Below are 17176 nucleotides of genomic sequence, written 5' to 3' on the forward strand. Positions count from 1 at the left end.
ATGCGGGATACCGGGGTAAGCCAGGATCAGCAGACTGCTGACGTTGTGCTAGGGGATGATTGGATCGCCCCGGCCACTTCAGTTGAGCGTGAGTTGCAGGCAAAGCGCGCACGGCGGGGGTTCTTTTCGCTGCGCGGCTCCCCTCTGACGCGCAAGATCATCACCTTCAACTTGATTGCGATCACCCTGTTGGTGGCCGGTGTTCTCTATCTGAATGCTTCCCGCAAAAGCCTTGTCTATCAAAGCGCGGTGACCCTGGTGTCCGAAGCGTCGCTGGTGGCGGATGTTTTCGAGGCGCAGATCCCCGGCAGTGGCTCCGTCAATCTGGCGACCTCGGACGGTATTGATGCCGCTGACACATTGTCCCAAATCGACCTGCGCGAAGGGGTCGATGTGCTGGTCTTTGACGCGCAGGGCGGATTGGTGACCCAGGCGCAGGGCGACAGCCCGTTGAAAGCGCTGGTCAAACAGGACGCAGGCGCTGGCAATACGGTTATTTCCGACGCATTGGCCAAGGTGTGGGGTGTTGTAGGCGGCCTGTTTGGTGGCAACGATGTTGTGCCGCGTGACGCGTTGGAAGTCCAAATCGCCGAGCTTGTGCAGACCTCCATCGGCACCGGACAAGTCAGTCAAGCCATTCTGGAACCCCCCGCTGGCACGGTCTTTTCCGCCGTGGCCCCCATTCACAAGGGCGACCAGCTGTTTGGCGCCGTCGCGCTTGCCACGCCAACCGGTGAAATCGACCGATTGGACCGAGCCGCGCGCGAACAGGTTTTGCAGCTCTTTGTCGTGGCGCTTTTGGTGTCCGTTGGTTTGAGCCTGGTGTTGGCCTCCACCATTGCCAATCCGCTGGCTGATTTGGCCGAGGCGGCCGAAATTGGCCGCGAGCGCGGATCGCGCAAAGCAAAACCCAGCCGGATCCGCATCCCCGATCTGTCGGGACGCCCTGATGAAATCGGACGCCTCAGCCGTGCGCTGCGTGGCATGGTCAAAGCACTCTACACACGTATCGACAGCAACGAACAATTTGCGGCAGACGTCGCCCATGAGATCAAGAACCCGCTGGCGAGCCTGCAATCTGCGGTCGGCACCCTGCGGATGGTCAAGCGCGACGATCAGCGTCAGAAACTGATGGATGTGATCGAACATGACGTGCGCCGCCTGGACCGTCTTGTCAGTGATATCTCCAACGCCTCGCGTCTGGATGCCGAGCTGGTCAAGGAAGAAGAGGAAGAGTTCAATCTCCTCAACATGCTGGGCAATTTGAACCAATATCTGGGTGAAGATGCGCGCAACAAGGGGATCGACTATATCACCGATCTGCCGCCCAACCCGATCACGTTGCAGGGGCTAGAGGCGCGATTGGCACAGGTCTTTGTCAATTTGATCACCAACGCGATTTCCTTTTGCGAGGAAGGCGATGCAATCCGGGTCTGGGCACGTCGCCGCGACAATCGTGTGTTGATCGTGGTCGAAGACACCGGTCCCGGCATCCCCGAACAGGCGCTGACCAAAGTCTTCAAACGCTTCTATTCGCAGCGCCCAGTGGAACATTTCGGCAATAACTCTGGCCTGGGTCTAGCGATTTCAAAGCAAATCATTGAGGCACACGGCGGTGTCATCTGGGCCGAAAACATTCGCCCAACCGAAGCTGACGCAACCTCTGAACCGCTTGGAGCCCGCTTCGTCGTCGGACTTCCCGTCTAGGGAGACGACGCGGTGTTATTGTGCCTGCATGGAACCTGCGTTGCCTTTGATGGCCGCGCGCTGTTGCTTGTGGGTCCATCCGGCAGTGGAAAATCGTCACTGGCGCTGCAGCTCATGGCCTTTGGCGCCGATCTGGTGTCCGACGATCAAACGCAGCTTATGCGTGACGGTGATGGCGTGGTCGCCACAGCTCCGTCTGCAATTTCCGGCTTGATCGAGGCGCGCGAAGTTGGTCTCCTGCGGGCGAATGTCTGCGAAAAGGCAACGCTTTGCGCTATCGTAAAAATGGATGCGATAGAGGGCGCGCGTTTGCCACGAAAACGTTATATGGACATCCTGTCGGTGGCCGTTCCGGTCCTTCACAAAAGCGAAGGTCCCCATTTCGCCGCTGCCTTGCTGCAATACCTCAAAGGCGGAGCATTGGATCCAGATGACCACCCGTGAACAAGCGCACTTGAAAATCGTATTGGTCACCGGCCCATCGGGCGCGGGGCGGACAACTGCGATCAACGTGCTGGAAGACCTTGGTTATGAGGCGATCGACAATCTGCCGTTCAGCCTTTTGCCCGGTTTGGTCGAAAGCGCGCCAGGGGATCGGCCGGTTGCCTTGGGGTTGGACAGCCGAAACCGCGACTTTTCTCCGTCTGCCTTGCTCGATGCCATCAACCTGATCGCGCAGCGGCAGGATGTCGAGCTGAGCGTTCTGTATCTGGATGCCCGCGCCGAGGTTCTGTTGCGCCGGTTTTCCGAGACCCGTCGCCGCCACCCGATGGCGCCTGCAGAATCCCCCGAAGTGGGCGTACGACGAGAACTGGGCTTGATGGTGCAGATCCGCGACCGGGCCGATATTTTGCTCGATACCTCCGAGATGAACGTCCATCAGGCGCGCGCGGAAATCGAAAACTTCTTTGCCCCCAAAGGGCGCGCGCTGGCCGTCTCTATCCAGAGCTTTTCTTACAAACGCGGTGTGCCTTATGCCAGCGATCTGGTGTTTGATTGCCGGTTTTTGAACAACCCCTATTGGGTGCCGGAATTGCGCGCGCTCAATGGGCGGGATCAGCCCGTGCAGGACCATGTCCGCGGCGATCCCCGTTATCAGGGGTTCTTTGATCGAGTGCTGGATATGACCCGTTTTCTGCTACCGGCCTACCGGGATGAGGGAAAGTCCCACCTTTCGATCGCCTTTGGCTGTACCGGCGGGCAACATCGTTCCGTTACATTGGCGGAAACTCTCGCGAAGGCCCTTGCGGAAGACGCGCCGCAGGTGTCAATTAGACATCGCGAGCTGCAAGGCTAGCGGAACTGAATGAGGCCGATTTGATCGGAATAGTAATCGTAGCCCATGGTGGCTTGGCACAGGAATACCGAGCTGCGGTCGAACATGTTGTTGGACCGTTGCCTTCGTTGTCGACCGTTGCAATCGGCCCAGAAGACGACCGTGGCGCCAAGCAGGATGAGATTTGCGCAGCCGCCGACAAGGTTGATTCTGGCGGCGGCGTTGTTGTGGTCACCGATCTTTTTGGCGGCTCCCCTTCGAATCTGTCGCTGCGGGCCTGTCAGCCATCCAACCGGCGCATCCTGTATGGGGCCAATTTGCCGATGCTGATTAAATTGGCAAAATCTCGCGACCTCCCGGTTTCGGACGCTGTGCGTCAGGCGATGGAGGCCGGGCGCAAATACATTAATAGTCAGAATATAACCCCAGAAGGGGAACAGGCGCAGTAGATGGTTCAAAAAACGCTCGAAATCGTAAACGAAAAGGGTCTGCATGCCCGTGCGTCAGCCAAGCTGGTTGAAGTTGTAGAAGGCTTTGACGCCAGCGCAGAAGTGTCTAAAGATGGCATGTCGGCGTCCGGTGATAGCATTATGGGGCTTTTGATGTTGGCAGCCTCCAAAGGAACGACTATTGACGTCGAAACTTCGGGCCCTGATGCATCGCCCCTTGCTGAAGCATTGGCGGCCTTGGTCGCTGATAAATTCGGTGAAGGCTTCTGAGACACCGGGACCGGCGGCAGTAGACGGGACGACGAAATTGGCGGATACCGCGCACGATAGTAACAGCAGGTCATCAGCACCTGCCGAGGCCAGCACCACCGGCGAGGTTTATGACCGTCGCACTCTGACCTATGCAAATTCCTTTGACGACCGTTGGACGTCGCTGGCCATAAAAACCATGGAATGGTTGACCGGCAAGCTAAAGATCCTGCGGATGGTCAAAAAGTTCGAGCAGCAAAACGCGCTGTATCGTGGTCAACGGTTTTGGCGTGGCGCCTTGAACGTCATGGGGATCGAATTGACGACCCCCGATGAGCAGATCCAAAAGATCCCGACCGAAGGTCCCGTGGTTGTGGTGGCAAACCACCCGCATGGCATGGTCGATGGTATGATTTTTGCCGATCTTATTGGGCGCGTGCGCGAAGATTACCGCATTCTGACCCGCTCGGTTCTGACGGGGTTGGACGAGGCTGCGACCTCTTTCATGATCCCGGTGCCATTCCCGCATGACCCCGACGCACAGCGCAAGATGGTCGACATGCGTGCAAAAGCCATGGCGCATTTAAAGGCCGGCGGGGTTGTTGCCCTGTTCCCATCGGGTGTTGTCAGCTCGTCTGAAACCTGGTTCGGGCCTGCGATTGAACAGGAATGGAACGTCTTTACCGCGCAGATGATCCGCCGTTCTGGCGCGCGTGTTGTGCCGATGTTCTTTCCCGGCTCCAATTCACGCGCCTATCAAATTGCATGCAGTGTCTCGCCGATTCTGCGGCAGGGTCTCTTGCTGCATGAAATCGTGCGGTCCTGTAACAAGCCACAAGCGCCGGTTGTTGGTGATCCGCTGACCGATGAAGAGATGGAGACGCTGCACAGCGATCCACGCGGTTTTATGGCATGGCTGCGCAAGCACACGCTGGCGCTTCGCTCCAAGTAACTGTTTAACGACTGTCCAAATTACGCAAAAGGCGACCTGCAGATCTGGCCAGCCCTTTACGTTAAATGATGTAATGTTTCCGTGGCCTGGCCAATGTTGGCCAGCCTTACCCATGATCACACAAAATCTGGCGGTTTTTCAGGGGATTTAATTGAACAAGCGCTCGAATATATATATTCGACAGATACCAATCGCCGCTTGCCGCGATCTTCTCATGGGATCGATATAAATTTTTGCCGGAACCCTCAGTGCGGGCTCTTTATGGTTCCCCCGAACCCTTTTGATAAAAGAGGGAAAAGTCTAGCAAAGTCGAACCGAACATTCCATATGGAAGGGTAAACGGTCCAAAGGCTGAGAAGGACTTTATCTGTGGCGCTTGTGGGCGGGACTCCATCATTAAAATAATCGAGCGATTGTTCAGGAGTATCGGCGTCTGCGAAGCAGGTTTTCCGAAGCCTTCCCCAAGGATACTTGCCAACCCTAAAGGTGCGAGAACTACGGCGAGCTTCGAGAAGATAATCCTACCCTTTACCGCAAGTCGGGAAGAACCGCGAAGGGTGCCCAGTGATGGGAGTGCAAGGCCTGCTTGGGAACTCACTCTGTTGGATCAAGCATTCGACGACAGAAACACAGTCATGCCAATAGGGATATCCTTTGGATTCTCACAAACGGAACGCCGATATCGAAAATCTGCGATTTCACGGAACTCTCCGCGCGACATCTACGCGAAGATCGATTTCATCAATGAGAAAATCGTAGACTTTACCGCGAGGCGTGAGAAGATGTTTGCATGCGTCGATTGGCAGTCTGTTGGCAGACGGTGTCATCAGACTCGCAAACCTTACACCTCAACTGGCCGAACAAGTAAACTCGCGCCGAGATTGCTGTTCAACACCTGTGCACAGCTCTCTGCAACAGCGTATTTATCATGGCGGCACATCTTTCGCTCGATCCGGAAGTTCATCTGCCCAAACTTGAGGCTGGGATGGCTAATAATGGCGACTTTGATCTCCCTCGTGCATTTCGAGATCAGGCGCGCGTCTGGTCTCAATCTGAGTTCACAGAATACATCAACAAGATCACCCAAGGCGTCACCATTCATACATAGGAGGGGCTTGATGTCGACGAAGACCTGCAACTCCCCGCAAGTGTGCAGCTACTGCGTCAAGACATACTGCAAGCGTCTCACGCGTTCTATATTCGAAAGTGCCTGGGCAAGGGCAACGAGCGGTATGTCTTTGTGCTCGAAGGAGAATCGGGCCTGGCGTTGTCTTTCGTTTCAGCTTTTGCTACCGCGATCAGGGATGGGCGCACGGATGTGATCGTGGTTGCATTCGATAAGCATAAATCCAACGATCAACGGAACATACTTGTGGCGGAGGGCAAGGCAGAGCTTGAACAGGCTGCACGCCAATCAGGGTCTCTTTGGAATATGATCCCTACCAAATTTGCAAATGCCATCATCAACAAAGAAACTGAAGAACTTATTCGAGATCTCCCTCCCGGCGGCCCCTTCGAATGGCCTTTTCACACAAAGGCAGAGCCTCTTCGACGCATTCGGATTCCAACTGATCGCCCAGGGATGGCAATCGACCGTAGGGCGCGACTGATGCGGTTGGCGACTTTGCGCATTCCACAAGGTGAGAGGCAATATCAGGTTCGCAGCCCGCCCCGGCCACACGCCCAGCAACAATGGTCGGTCCTGGGATCTCTACAATCCAGAGACCATGTGGAAGATCATCGAAATCTATCGCTTCACACATAACTGGATGGGGACTCATATGACCAAAGAGATCTCAGCGATGAAGCCGAGGCTGGCCAGAGGTAAGATTTACGCAAAAGACCTTTTCGGGTAGTTATTCAAGCTTGATCTGCTGTATGTAACCAGATCACCGGATGGACTTGAATGGTGATGCAATCGCCGTTTTGTATGATCGTCGTCGCAACTCTGTGCGTTTCTGGAACAAGAGATTCGATTTCTTGAAGAACTTCTGACGTCATTAGATTTCGCCGACCGCCTTCTACGCCTGAGAAAAGGTCATCAAACTCCTCACGAATGTCTTCTGCTGTAGTCGTAGCGTGGCCAGGATTATCTTTGGCGGACGGAACGAGCCACTTGCTCAAAGGGGTTCGGTTTGTCTTCCAAAGTATGCGCCCAAATCACCAGGCAGTCTTAGGCTCACCATTTTTTCGATCGCCCTTGCGCCACCATATATTTTCGGAGAAATGCGTTCGATTGTTTCGAGAACCTCCGATGTCATAAGGTCTCTTTTTACGCCCCCAACACCAGGGAAGACGGCGTCTAACTCTTGAAAAATGTCTTCAGTTGAGATCCTCGGGTAGCCAAATGCTTCTCGTGCTATTCTCTTCATGACTGCAAGGGCGACGTCTCCGAAAGGGTTGGACATTTTAATTCTCCTGTATGTTTGACAGGATACTGGTCTTTGCTCCGGAATATAGAAACGCCGCTCCCAGAAAAGGACTGAGAGCGGCTGCATCATTTAACGTAACTGGCTGGCAGATCTGGACGCCGCCTTGTTTCTATTGGGTCGCTTGAGGTGTTACCGGGTCGCAACCGGTGCCTCGCCACGATAGTCATAAAACCCACGCTGAGATTTTCGACCCAGCCACCCGGCCTCGACATATTTGGTCAATAGCGGGCAGGGGCGGTATTTGGTGTCCGCCAGCCCATCATGCAGAACATTCATGATCGCCAGACAGGTGTCCAATCCGATGAAATCCGCCAGCTCCAGCGGCCCCATCGGATGGTTCGCGCCCAGCTTCATCGATTGGTCAATCGACTCCACGTTTCCAACGCCCTCATACAGTGTATAAACCGCCTCGTTGATCATCGGCATCAAGATGCGGTTGACGATAAACGCGGGGAAATCCTCGGCGCAGGCGGCGGTCTTGTCCAAGCGTTCCACCACGGTTTTACACGCGGCAAAGGTCTCCTCATCGGTGGCAATGCCGCGGATCAGCTCCACCAGCTGCATGATTGGAACCGGGTTCATAAAGTGGAAGCCCATAAACCGTTCCGGACGGTCTGTCCGGCTTGCCAGACGGGTGATCGAGATCGACGAGGTATTTGAGGTCAGAATCGTTTCCGGCTTGAGATGCGGCAACAAATCCTCAAAGATCGCCTGTTTGACGGCCTCCCGCTCGGTCGCGGCCTCAATCACCAGATCTGTTTGCCCAACGTCCGGCAATGCCAAGGAGACGCGAATGCGTTTTATAGCACCATCCATTTCAACCTGGGTGATCTTGTCCCGGCTCACCTGCCGGTTCAAATTCTTGGTGATCTGGCTGATCGCGGCGTCCAGAGCCTGCTGGTTTACGTCATTCAAAACAACGTCATAGCCCGCGAGCGCCATAACATGTGCGATGCCGTTACCCATTTGGCCTGCGCCAATCACACCAACGGATTGAATGTCCATGCTCACTGCCTTTCTGATTTTCTGAACTGTAATAGTATCTGCGGTATGGCGGTCCGCCAAGGGTGATCCTATGAGTTTTTACACAAATGCAACCCTTAGCAAATTTGCAATTCTTCTCCACCAAGGTGAGATTGGGTGAACATTGGTGGGTAAGATGAGCTACGCTTCGGGAAATGCGTCGCAAACAGACGTGGAACTTTGCAGATATGGTACGTCCAAGCTTCCTGTGCGGGGGCCAGAACGTCCGTTAAATCAACCGTATTTGGCCTTCTTGGGGAGCACCGAAGTCTACGGCCGATTTATTGACACTCCGTTTCCAGAAGATGTAGAGGCGCAACTTGGCATGCCCTGCGTCAATATCGCGGCGGTCAATGGCGGGTTGGACAGCTATTTCTTTGATCCCACCCTGCGCGACATGGCGGCGGGCGCCGATGTGACTGTGCTGCAGGTGATGGGCGCGCAGAATATGTCCAACGACTTCTACAAGGTCCATCCGCGGCGCAATGATCGGTTCCTGACCGCCCATCCGCAGCTGTTGGCGCACTATCCCGACGTCGACTTTACCGAGTTCCATTTCAACCGCCATCTACTGAGCCGTCTGGAAGACATGGATCCCGCCCGCTACGCGGTCTTGCGCGATCACCTGCAATCCACCTGGGTGGCGCGTATGCAGGAGATGATCGATGGGTTTGACGGTGAAATTGTTCTGCTTTGGCTGCGTTACAACCTGAACCTTGGCAACGGTTTTGCCCAGGAACCGGTGTTGGTGAATGATGTCATGATCCAGAACCTGCGCCCCCTCGTGACGGATGTCATCGAGCTGGACGTGGCAACAGCGGGCGAGGCGGATGACATCAAAGGCATGCTGGTTGAGCAAACGCAATTGCAGACCGCGCAGCTTATGATCGGTCCACGGGAACAGCATCGCATTGCCTGCTCGGTGGCGGAACGTCTGCAAGACGTCCTGTAGCCGCCATCGCGCCGGTGCAGTCCCAATAGCCAATAAAAAAGCCCGCTAAAAAAGCGGGCCTTTTCTTTTTAGATGTCAAAACGCTTAGCCGAGCTTTTCGGTCAGCTCAGGCACCGCTTCAAAGAGGTCAGCCACCAGACCAAAGTCCGCAACCTGGAAGATCGGTGCTTCTTCGTCTTTGTTGATCGCAACGATGATTTTGGAGTCTTTCATACCGGCCAAGTGCTGGATTGCACCGGAGATTCCAACGGCCACATACAGATCGGGTGCAACCACTTTACCGGTCTGGCCAACCTGCCAGTCGTTCGGAGCAAAGCCCGAGTCAACCGCAGCACGGGATGCGCCAACAGCCGCGCCCAGTTTGTCCGCCAGCTTCTCGATCAGGGCAAAGTCTTCTTCGGAACCAACACCACGACCACCGGAAACAACAACACCGGCAGAGGTAAGCTCAGGACGGTCGCTTTCCGCAACTTTGTCCTCAACCCACTCGGACAGGGCAGGGTTATCTGCCGCACCGATGGTTTCAACGGCTGCAGATCCACCTTCTCCAGCTGCGTCAAATGTCGAGGTCCGGAAGGTGATGACCTTCTTGGCGTCGGCAGATTTGATAACCTGCAGCGCGTTACCGGCATAGATCGGACGCTCAAATGTGTCCGCGTCGACAACTGCGGTGACATCCGACAGAACCATTACGTCCAACAGGGCTGCAACGCGTGGCAGGATGTTTTTGGCATCCGTGGTCGCAGGCGCCACAATGTGGGTGTAATCCGATGCAAGGCCCGCGATCAGTGCCGCAGTGGGTTCCGCCAGGCGGTGACCCAGTGAGGCATCTTCGGCCACCAGAACTTTGGCAACGCCATCGATTTTGGCAGCGGCTTCACCCGCAGCTGCGGCAGAGGCACCAGCGGCCAGAACGACGATGTCGCCCAAGTCTTTTGCAGCGGTGACAGCTTTGGCAGTTGCATCAAGCGCCAGCGCGCCATCGGTGACTTCGGCAAGGAGAAGAACAGACATTAGACAGCTCCCGCTTCTTTAAGTTTCACAACCAGCTCGTCCACGGACGCAACCTTGATACCAGCGGCGCGGGTTTCCGGCTCTTTGGTTTCCACAACGGTCAGGCGCGGGGTGACATCAACGCCGAATTCAGCGGCTGTCTTTTCGTCCAGCGGCTTTTTCTTGGCTTTCATGATGTTGGGCAGCGAGGCATAACGCGGCTCGTTCAGGCGCAGGTCCACGGTCACGATGGCAGGCATCTTGACGCTGATGGTCTGCAGGCCGCCGTCAACTTCGCGGGTGACTTTGGCAGTGTCGCCTTCCACATCCAGATCGGATGCAAATGTCGCTTGCGACCAACCCAGCAGGGCAGACAGCATCTGGCCAGTGGCGTTCATGTCATTATCGATCGCCTGTTTGCCAGCCAAAACCAGTCCGGGCTGCTCTTCTTCGACGATTTTTGCCATGATCTTGGCAACTGTCAGCGGCTCGATGTCTTGGTGAACATCATCCGCGGCAATGACCAGGATTGCGCGGTCTGCGCCCATGGCCAATGCGGTGCGCAGGGTTTCCTGCGATTGTTTGACGCCGATTGAAACGGCGACAACTTCGTCCGCTTTACCGGCTTCCTTCAGACGGATCGCCTCTTCGACGGCAATCTCGTCAAAGGGGTTCATCGACATCTTTACGTTGGCGAGATCGACACCGGTTCCGTCCGCTTTGACGCGAACTTTCACGTTATAATCAATCACGCGTTTGACAGGTACGAGGACCTTCATGGGCGTTATCTCCTTCACAAATGGCCAGCCGCCGGACGGGGACAGCCGCTATGCTCTCGCAGCGTTGATAGCCGTTGCGCAAAGCGATCAACAGGGCAAAATCGTCACGTTTCGTCCCATGGACGTCGCGTCTACACTTTTTCAGAAGAAAAACCCTATATAAATAGCACATTTGGCGTGAAAATTGCGACGGATCGGTGGAGTAATAAAATTACCAACGCGGCTCATTTTTAGCAACTGTCGGCAACGATTTTGTTTCGCAAATTGCTGCAATGCGACGTTTGCGGCCAGTTGCCGGGGAGAATCAACGGTTTGCGCCGGGCACCCACAAGACGTCATCAGCGCCGTTATTATTGGCCACACGTGCCGCCACAAAGAACCAGTCCGACAGGCGGTTCAAATAAGTGATCGCGACTGGGTTGATCGTCTCAACCGTTGCCAGATCCGTGGCAAGACGTTCGCCACGGCGCGCCACCGTGCGGCACACATGCAGATGCGCAGACAGCGCTGAGCCACCCGGCAGAACAAAGCTGCGCAACGGCGCAAGGTCTGCGTTCATCGCGTCAATTTCTGCTTCCAGACGTTCAACCTGCGCCTGCGCCATCCGCAGCGGGGGGTAATCCGCGTCTGCGTCCTTTTCCATATCGGGTCGGCACAGGTCCGCGCCAAGGTCGAACAAATCGTTCTGAATACGCGCCAAGGCATCGTCCACATCGCCGCTCGCCGACAAGCGCGCCACCCCGACAAAGGAGTTCAGCTCATCCGAGGTGCCATAGGCATTCACCCGCGCCGAATGTTTCGCCACGCGCTCCCCATTGCCAAGCGCCGTGTCACCTTTGTCACCGGTACGTGTGTAGATCTTGTTCAGAACGACCATCTGTTACCCTATTTGTCTGCGCAGATACATAAAGCCCAACAGCGCCGCGATTGCCACGAATTGGCAAATAAGGCGCAGGCGCATCAGCTTGTTGGCATTGTTCTTGTGGAATTTCCCACCCATACCAAAACTGCCGATCCCAATAACCAGTGCGACAACAGTCGCTCCGATCCCGAGAACACCCAGAATATAAAGCAGATTGGTCATGTCGGGCCCCTTTTTGGCTATGTCGGCGGTTCTCTAACGTGTTTGAACCGCTTTGGCGAGTTTTTGCCTTAGCGCAGGCCCATCAATATGCGGTCAAGGGCGCGTGTTCCCAATATCCGTTTCAGCCGCCCGGCAATATGGGTTGGCGTTGTGACATAGTAGCGCGCACGGGGGCGGCGCGCCTCGCAGGCGTGGGCCAGTTTCTCGGTCACCGCACGGGCGGGCAGCTCAAACCGATCTGGTCCATCGCTGTGATAGAGCCGTTTCAGCAGGGATTTTTCATACAGGTTACGTAGGGCCGAATTTTCCCAATCCACAAAGCGTTCGAAATGTGGGATCGCGTTCTGCCGGATCTTGGACGTCACCGGTCCGGGCTGGATCAGCGACAGGTGAATATTGGTATCTGCCAGCTCAACCCGTAACGTATCGGTCAGGCCTTCGAGGGCAAATTTGGTCGCCACATAAGCGCCGCGCCAGGGAAAGCCGACAAAGCCCAGGATCGACGAATTGTGGATGATACGGCCGTGCCCTTGTGCGCGCATCACAGGGATCACCGCGCGGGTCAATGTGTGCCAGCCAAAGAAGTTTGCTTCAAAAATCGCGCGCAGCCCGTCCGTGGGCAGATCTTCCACCGCGCCGGGCAGGCCGTGAGCACCGTTGTTGAACAAAACGTCCAAGGTGCCGCCGGTCTCGTTCAGCACCATCTCAAGGCCGGCATGGATGGTGGCCTCATCGGTGTAATCAATACGGGGGCTGAAAAACCCCTCGGCCCGCATCCGGTCACAGTCGCGTTGCTGGCGACAGGATGCAAAAACCGTCCAGCCTCGGTCACGCATTCCGCGCGCAGCATCCAGTCCGATGCCCGAAGAGCATCCGGTAATCAGCAATGTTTTTGCCATGAGGCAACCCTTTGAAATGGTTCCTTGCGGAACTTATGGGGCTTTCTTGGTCAACAGGGAAGCGGCAATCCAACCCACCCGATTGCTGTTGTCGACTTTCAGTCGCAGCCAGCCCGCGCCGTTGTCTTCCAGCACGATGACCTTGTCGTTTGCCAACAGTCGGGTCAGGACCGAATAATTGGTGCCCGGACCCTGGCGCATATTCACGCGAGAGGCGCGCACATAGCGCACGTCAGGTCCCTGTGGTTCCGGGATCGCAACGGTTTCCACAATGGGGGCAACGGGTTGGGTGGTGATCGCCGACAGCCCACCTTCGAGGGAGACCAGTTGCAAACCACCGGTTGGGATGCGCCCATCAAAGGCGGTATCCGTGCCCAGCGCACCACCGATCTGCGCCAATTGCTCCCGCGCGATGCTCCGGCGCAGGGCCGGATCGGCGACGGGGCGTTCCACATCAGCGACTGGAACAACCTCTTTTGGGTTTGACGTCGGCGCAGTCGAAGCAGATGCCAGCGTCACAGCGGGTGCATCGACCTTGGCTGCGGGTGTTTCTGCGACGATTTCAGGGCGTTCAGGCGGGGCAAAATCCGCACCCCCGCTCAATTCATAAAAGGTCCACCCCAGACCCAAAAAAGACGCAACAACGAAGCGCGAAGACATGGCGCTTTCTCCCCCAATACATAAAAGACAGCAGCGCGCGGTCACTCCTGCACCGCGCTGACCAGCCTTCCCCACGAATCGACGGCTGATAATGTTCATTTAATCATATTTTTACTGATTCTCGCAGGGGAGAACTGCAGGAATACTCCCCCATGGTTGGAAACAAACTATTGCTGCAGTGGCAAAATCCCTCTCTCAGGGTAGGAAAACCTGTGGACGAAATTCATGACCGCTTTACCCTGCGGAGGTGGGGCAGTATCACTTTTCCATGACCGACCTGGTAGATGACCCCGACATGCCGCCCTCCCCAGAAGAGGGAGAGATCCTTGAACCTCTACGCCGCGCCATTGGGGAGCGGTATCTGACCTATGCGCTCAGTACCATTATGCACCGCGCTTTGCCGGATGCTCGCGATGGTCTGAAGCCGGTGCACCGACGTATCCTGTATGCGATGAATCGCCTGCGGCTGTCGTCTGCGGGTGGGTTCCTGAAATCCGCCAAGATCTCGGGCGACACGATGGGGGATTTCCACCCTCACGGGGACGCCGCGATCTATGACGCGATGGCGCGTCTGGCGCAGGATTTCAACGTGCGCTACCCGCTGGTCGACGGGCAGGGAAACTTTGGCAATATTGACGGCGATAACCCGGCGGCCTCGCGCTACACCGAAGCGCGGATGACCTTTGTCGCCGAGGCGATGCTGGAAGGGTTGAGCGAAGACGCTGTTGATTTCCGCGACAACTATGATGGCCGCCTGACCGAACCTGCGGTTTTGCCAGCGACGTTCCCCAATATTCTGGCCAACGGGTCGTCGGGGATCGCCGTGGGCATGGCGACCAATATTCCGCCCCATAACATCGCCGAACTGGTCGACGCCTGTATCCACCTGATCAAAACGCCAAATGCCCAGGACGACACGCTGTTGAACTATGTGCCGGGGCCGGATTTCCCCACCGGTGGCGTGATTGTCGAGCCGCGCGAAAACATCGCCAAGGCCTATAGCACCGGACGCGGGTCCTTCCGCCTGCGGTCGACATATGAGGTCGAAGACCTCGGTCGTGGACAATGGCAGATCGTTGTGACCGAAATCCCGTATCAGGTGCAGAAATCCAAGCTGATCGAAAAAATCGCCGAGCTGATCCAGACGAAAAAAGTCCCGATCCTTGCCGATATTCGCGATGAGTCCGCCGAAGACATCCGCGTCGTTCTGGAACCCAAGTCCAAGAACGTGGACTCGGATGTTCTGATGAACATGATGTTCCGCAACTCTGACCTTGAGACGCGGTTCAGCCTGAACATGAACGTGCTGATTGATGGTGTCACGCCCAAGGTCTGCTCGATGAAGGAAGTGCTGCGCGCCTTCCTGGATCACCGCCGCGACGTGCTGCAACGCCGGACGCGCCACCGGGTGGAAAAGATCGACCACCGGTTGGAAGTCCTCGAAGGCTTTATCATCGCCTTCCTCAACCTCGACCGGGTGATCGACATCATCCGCTATGACGAAGACCCCAAGGCCGCGCTGATGCGTGAGGATTGGAGCATCGATCATGCGCGCACCTTTGATGAGGCGGATTATGTCACCCCTGCTCAAGGCGTCGGTGAGCTGACCGAGGTGCAGGCCGAGGCGATCCTCAATATGCGCCTGCGCTCCTTGCGCAAGCTGGAAGAGATCGAGCTGACGCGGGAACGCGATGCCCTGCGCGAAGAACGGGCAGGTCTGTTGGAGCTTTTGGAGTCCGAGGACATCCAATGGAGCCGCATCACCGAACAGCTGCGTGAAACCAAAAAGAAATTCGGCAAGGACTTTGCAGGCGGCGCCCGTCGCACCCGCTTTGCCGAAGCCGCCGAAGTCGAAGACGTGCCGTTGGAGGCGATGATCGAGCGGGAGCCGATTACTGTGGTCTGCTCGCAAATGGGCTGGATCCGCGCCATGACCGGCCACATCGATCTGAACCGCGAGCTGAAATTCAAGGACGGGGACGGGCCACGCTTTGTCTTCCACGCCGAGACGACCGATCGTTTGTTGGTGTTTGGATCAAACGGGCGTTTCTATACGCTGTCCGCAGCCAATCTGCCCGGCGGACGCGGCATGGGTGAACCCGTGCGCTTGATGGTCGATCTGCCAAACGAGGTGGAGATTGTTGACCTGCTGATCCACGATCCCGAAGGCAAGCTGCTGGTGGCGTCTGACGCAGGCAACGGATTTATCTGCGCCGAAAAAGACATCGTGGCCCAAACGCGCAGCGGCAAACAGGTGTTGAACGTCAAAGATGATGATCGGGCCAAGATGTGTATCCCGGTGTCGGGCGACCACGTGGCGGTTGTCTCAGAAAACGGCAAATTCCTGGTCTTTGCGGTCGAGGAAATGCCCGAGCTGAACCGCGGCAAAGGCGTGCGCTTGCAAAAGTACAATATGGCCCGCGGCAAACAGGGCGCCTTGGAGTTGGACGGTGGTCTGTCAGATATCACCACCTTCAATTGGGAAGAGGGGCTGAGCTGGGAAATGGGCGGCGGCAAGACCCGTCATGAAACGGATCTGACCGAATGGCTTGGTAAACGCGCCAGCGTCGGCAAACGCCCACCCTATGGCTTCCCACGCAACTACAAGTTCAAATAAGCCTCGATAATATGTGACCCGCGCGCCACCCGGTGCGCGGGTTTTTGCAACGCTTGCTTTGCGCTTTAGCGCGGAAGGCGTTACCCCTTTCGCGAAATGTGATGGATACAGGACAGGTTATGGCCCGTTTGCTCTCTCTTTTTATGGCTCTGGCGTTGCTTGGGGCGTGTGGTGCGACACAGGTGGATGAGGCGCCCGAAGATCTGGGCGCGTTCAAGGCCCGTGTGCTGCATGTGTTCACCGACAAAGCACTGCAATGGCCCCTGTCGCGTGACGCCGACGCCAGCGAATGGACCGAACCGATGAAGCGGGCGCTCAACGCACGCCTGGGGCGCTATCAGGGCAGTCAGGAATTTGACGTCGCGGTCACTTTGGAAGGTTTCATGCTGGCCCCTGGTGGCGTGCCGATCCTGTTCTCTCCCAAGAGCGTCGCAGTGGTGAATGTCTTTGTTTATGACGTCAGCGGTGCGGTGTTCCTGGCGGAAAAAATTCAGATGGAAATCTTTGAAGACACCACTGGCGAAAGCGCCCTGTTGGGCTCCGGTCACAGCCGCAGCAAACAGGAACAGATCGACGGTCTGGCGCTGAACATTGCCGACAAGATCGAAGAATTCATCGCCAAAAAACATGCCGATGAAGGCTGGTTTGCCCCAAAACTGGCAGAGCCTCAGGCTGCTGATCCGGCATCAGACGCGGGCTAGTAGGGCTCAGGTGCAGGAAGCGACTTGATTTTTGTGCGAGAATCCAATACGCCGCGCGCGCAGAGGAAACCGGGTCGCAGATGACCCCCCAAGATTCAAAAGGGCGCCAAGAGAATGGCTAAGGAAAAGTTTGAGCGTAATAAACCGCACGTCAACATCGGCACCATTGGCCACGTTGACCACGGTAAAACCACGCTGACCGCAGCGATCACCAAATACTTTGGTGACTTCAAAGCCTACGACCAGATCGACGGCGCACCCGAAGAAAAAGCCCGCGGCATCACCATCTCCACCGCGCACGTGGAATATGAGACCGAAGCCCGTCACTACGCCCACGTTGACTGCCCCGGCCACGCTGACTATGTGAAAAACATGATCACGGGCGCGGCGCAGATGGACGGCG

21 protein-coding genes are annotated in these 17176 nt (G+C 56.4%); 12 read left to right on the forward strand and 9 right to left on the reverse strand.

Annotation, left to right across the window (positions count from 1 at the left end; translation table 11 throughout):
• From KMP13_RS05700 to KMP13_RS05730, 7 genes are all read left to right on the forward strand, one after another.
• On the forward strand, nucleotides 1-1707 hold the full coding sequence (locus tag KMP13_RS05700; protein ID WP_215264636.1) for a sensor histidine kinase: 1707 nt from the start codon (nucleotides 1-3) through the stop codon (nucleotides 1705-1707).
• A gap of 12 nt (nucleotides 1708-1719) precedes the next feature.
• Entirely contained in the window at nucleotides 1720-2151 is a 432-nt protein-coding gene (locus KMP13_RS05705; protein WP_215264637.1) for an HPr kinase/phosphorylase, read from the forward strand.
• Nucleotides 2138-3004, forward strand: a complete 867-nt coding sequence (gene rapZ, locus KMP13_RS05710) for an RNase adapter RapZ (protein WP_215264639.1) — start codon at nucleotides 2138-2140, stop codon at nucleotides 3002-3004. The genes KMP13_RS05705 and rapZ overlap by 14 nt, the downstream gene beginning before the upstream one ends.
• Before the next feature lie 20 nt (nucleotides 3005-3024).
• Nucleotides 3025-3432 (forward strand): PTS sugar transporter subunit IIA, encoded by a 408-nt coding sequence (locus KMP13_RS05715; protein ID WP_215264641.1) that lies wholly within the window; start codon nucleotides 3025-3027, stop codon nucleotides 3430-3432.
• Nucleotides 3433-3702: an HPr family phosphocarrier protein gene (locus tag KMP13_RS05720; protein ID WP_215264643.1), complete on the forward strand. Its 270-nt coding sequence runs from the start codon at nucleotides 3433-3435 to the stop codon at nucleotides 3700-3702. It begins immediately after the preceding gene.
• A gap of 37 nt (nucleotides 3703-3739) precedes the next feature.
• Nucleotides 3740-4633: a lysophospholipid acyltransferase family protein gene (locus KMP13_RS05725; protein ID WP_215264645.1), complete on the forward strand. Its 894-nt coding sequence runs from the start codon at nucleotides 3740-3742 to the stop codon at nucleotides 4631-4633.
• Nucleotides 4634-5561: 928 nt separating this feature from the next.
• Nucleotides 5562-5741 carry a hypothetical protein gene (locus KMP13_RS05730; RefSeq protein ID WP_215264647.1) on the forward strand — a complete coding sequence of 60 codons (180 nt, stop codon included), beginning with the start codon at nucleotides 5562-5564 and terminating at the stop codon, nucleotides 5739-5741.
• Between the two features lie 752 nt (nucleotides 5742-6493).
• On the opposite strand, the gene KMP13_RS05735 is transcribed toward KMP13_RS05730, so the two are convergent.
• The 3 genes from KMP13_RS05735 to KMP13_RS05745 form a co-directional block, all read right to left on the reverse strand.
• Nucleotides 6494-6757, reverse strand: coding sequence for a hypothetical protein (locus KMP13_RS05735; protein WP_215264649.1), 264 nt, complete (start codon nucleotides 6755-6757; stop codon nucleotides 6494-6496).
• Nucleotides 6754-7041, reverse strand: coding sequence for a hypothetical protein (locus tag KMP13_RS05740; RefSeq protein WP_215264650.1), 288 nt, complete (start codon nucleotides 7039-7041; stop codon nucleotides 6754-6756). The genes KMP13_RS05735 and KMP13_RS05740 overlap by 4 nt, the downstream gene beginning before the upstream one ends.
• Before the next feature lie 153 nt (nucleotides 7042-7194).
• The gene (locus KMP13_RS05745; RefSeq protein WP_215264651.1) at nucleotides 7195-8070 is read right to left on the reverse strand and encodes a 3-hydroxybutyryl-CoA dehydrogenase; all 876 of its coding nucleotides are present in this window, start codon (nucleotides 8068-8070) and stop codon (nucleotides 7195-7197) included.
• Nucleotides 8071-8224: 154 nt separating this feature from the next.
• Here KMP13_RS05745 and KMP13_RS05750 point away from each other — a divergent pair, with 154 nt between their 5' ends.
• Nucleotides 8225-9040 carry a DUF6473 family protein gene (locus KMP13_RS05750; protein ID WP_215264653.1) on the forward strand — a complete coding sequence of 272 codons (816 nt, stop codon included), beginning with the start codon at nucleotides 8225-8227 and terminating at the stop codon, nucleotides 9038-9040.
• A gap of 84 nt (nucleotides 9041-9124) precedes the next feature.
• Here the strand turns inward: KMP13_RS05750 and KMP13_RS05755 are convergent, their stop codons facing one another.
• Entirely contained in the window at nucleotides 9125-10054 is a 930-nt protein-coding gene (locus tag KMP13_RS05755; RefSeq protein WP_215264655.1) for an electron transfer flavoprotein subunit alpha/FixB family protein, read from the reverse strand.
• The gene (locus tag KMP13_RS05760) at nucleotides 10054-10812 is read right to left on the reverse strand and encodes an electron transfer flavoprotein subunit beta/FixA family protein (protein ID WP_215264657.1); all 759 of its coding nucleotides are present in this window, start codon (nucleotides 10810-10812) and stop codon (nucleotides 10054-10056) included. The genes KMP13_RS05755 and KMP13_RS05760 overlap by 1 nt, the downstream gene beginning before the upstream one ends.
• Here KMP13_RS05760 and KMP13_RS05765 point away from each other — a divergent pair.
• Nucleotides 10811-10975, forward strand: a complete 165-nt coding sequence (locus KMP13_RS05765) for a hypothetical protein (RefSeq protein ID WP_215264659.1) — start codon at nucleotides 10811-10813, stop codon at nucleotides 10973-10975. The genes KMP13_RS05760 and KMP13_RS05765 overlap by 2 nt on opposite strands.
• Nucleotides 10976-11116: 141 nt before the next feature.
• On the opposite strand, the gene KMP13_RS05770 is transcribed toward KMP13_RS05765, so the two are convergent.
• The 4 genes from KMP13_RS05770 to KMP13_RS05785 all read right to left on the reverse strand — a co-directional run bounded on the left by KMP13_RS05770 (nucleotide 11117) and on the right by KMP13_RS05785 (nucleotide 13455).
• Entirely contained in the window at nucleotides 11117-11689 is a 573-nt protein-coding gene (locus tag KMP13_RS05770; RefSeq protein WP_215264660.1) for a cob(I)yrinic acid a,c-diamide adenosyltransferase, read from the reverse strand.
• A gap of 3 nt (nucleotides 11690-11692) precedes the next feature.
• A complete protein-coding gene (locus KMP13_RS05775) occupies nucleotides 11693-11896 on the reverse strand; it encodes a twin transmembrane helix small protein (RefSeq protein ID WP_215264662.1) in 204 nt (67 codons plus the stop codon).
• 68 nt (nucleotides 11897-11964) lie between these two features.
• Nucleotides 11965-12795, reverse strand: coding sequence for an SDR family NAD(P)-dependent oxidoreductase (locus KMP13_RS05780; RefSeq protein ID WP_215264663.1), 831 nt, complete (start codon nucleotides 12793-12795; stop codon nucleotides 11965-11967).
• 33 nt (nucleotides 12796-12828) lie between these two features.
• Complete coding sequence (locus KMP13_RS05785) at nucleotides 12829-13455, reverse strand: SH3 domain-containing protein (protein ID WP_215264664.1); 627 nt, start codon at nucleotides 13453-13455, stop codon at nucleotides 12829-12831.
• Between the two features lie 268 nt (nucleotides 13456-13723).
• Between KMP13_RS05785 and parC the strand changes: the two genes are divergently transcribed.
• The 3 genes from parC to KMP13_RS05800 form a co-directional block, all read left to right on the forward strand.
• The gene (gene parC, locus KMP13_RS05790) at nucleotides 13724-16072 is read left to right on the forward strand and encodes a DNA topoisomerase IV subunit A (RefSeq protein WP_215264666.1); all 2349 of its coding nucleotides are present in this window, start codon (nucleotides 13724-13726) and stop codon (nucleotides 16070-16072) included.
• 119 nt (nucleotides 16073-16191) lie between these two features.
• On the forward strand, nucleotides 16192-16773 hold the full coding sequence (locus tag KMP13_RS05795) for a hypothetical protein (protein ID WP_215264669.1): 582 nt from the start codon (nucleotides 16192-16194) through the stop codon (nucleotides 16771-16773).
• Nucleotides 16774-16887: 114 nt separating this feature from the next.
• Nucleotides 16888-17176: GTP-binding protein (locus tag KMP13_RS05800; protein WP_251363688.1), on the forward strand; the 289-nt coding region annotated here is incomplete at its 3' end.

It is taken from the genome of Epibacterium ulvae, from assembly GCF_018678075.1.
Lineage (GTDB): Bacteria > Pseudomonadota > Alphaproteobacteria > Rhodobacterales > Rhodobacteraceae > Epibacterium > Epibacterium ulvae_A.

What these genes read in the sequence shown, in the direction of transcription:
- KMP13_RS05700 (WP_215264636.1), top strand. Translation starts at nt 1, where the DNA reads ATGCGGGATACCGGGGTAAGCCAGGATCAGCAGACTGCTGACGTTGTG.
- rapZ (WP_215264639.1), top strand. Translation starts at nt 2,138, where the DNA reads ATGACCACCCGTGAACAAGCGCACTTGAAAATCGTATTGGTCACCGGC.
- KMP13_RS05720 (WP_215264643.1), top strand. Translation starts at nt 3,433, where the DNA reads ATGGTTCAAAAAACGCTCGAAATCGTAAACGAAAAGGGTCTGCATGCC.
- KMP13_RS05730 (WP_215264647.1), top strand. Translation starts at nt 5,562, where the DNA reads ATGGCGGCACATCTTTCGCTCGATCCGGAAGTTCATCTGCCCAAACTT.
- KMP13_RS05740 (WP_215264650.1), bottom strand. Translation starts at nt 7,041, where the DNA reads ATGTCCAACCCTTTCGGAGACGTCGCCCTTGCAGTCATGAAGAGAATA.
- KMP13_RS05745 (WP_215264651.1), bottom strand. Translation starts at nt 8,070, where the DNA reads ATGGACATTCAATCCGTTGGTGTGATTGGCGCAGGCCAAATGGGTAAC.
- KMP13_RS05750 (WP_215264653.1), top strand. Translation starts at nt 8,225, where the DNA reads ATGAGCTACGCTTCGGGAAATGCGTCGCAAACAGACGTGGAACTTTGC.
- KMP13_RS05755 (WP_215264655.1), bottom strand. Translation starts at nt 10,054, where the DNA reads ATGTCTGTTCTTCTCCTTGCCGAAGTCACCGATGGCGCGCTGGCGCTT.
- KMP13_RS05765 (WP_215264659.1), top strand. Translation starts at nt 10,811, where the DNA reads ATGGGCGTTATCTCCTTCACAAATGGCCAGCCGCCGGACGGGGACAGC.
- KMP13_RS05760 (WP_215264657.1), bottom strand. Translation starts at nt 10,812, where the DNA reads ATGAAGGTCCTCGTACCTGTCAAACGCGTGATTGATTATAACGTGAAA.
- KMP13_RS05770 (WP_215264660.1), bottom strand. Translation starts at nt 11,689, where the DNA reads ATGGTCGTTCTGAACAAGATCTACACACGTACCGGTGACAAAGGTGAC.
- KMP13_RS05775 (WP_215264662.1), bottom strand. Translation starts at nt 11,896, where the DNA reads ATGACCAATCTGCTTTATATTCTGGGTGTTCTCGGGATCGGAGCGACT.
- KMP13_RS05780 (WP_215264663.1), bottom strand. Translation starts at nt 12,795, where the DNA reads ATGGCAAAAACATTGCTGATTACCGGATGCTCTTCGGGCATCGGACTG.
- KMP13_RS05785 (WP_215264664.1), bottom strand. Translation starts at nt 13,455, where the DNA reads ATGTCTTCGCGCTTCGTTGTTGCGTCTTTTTTGGGTCTGGGGTGGACC.
- parC (WP_215264666.1), top strand. Translation starts at nt 13,724, where the DNA reads ATGACCGACCTGGTAGATGACCCCGACATGCCGCCCTCCCCAGAAGAG.
- KMP13_RS05795 (WP_215264669.1), top strand. Translation starts at nt 16,192, where the DNA reads ATGGCCCGTTTGCTCTCTCTTTTTATGGCTCTGGCGTTGCTTGGGGCG.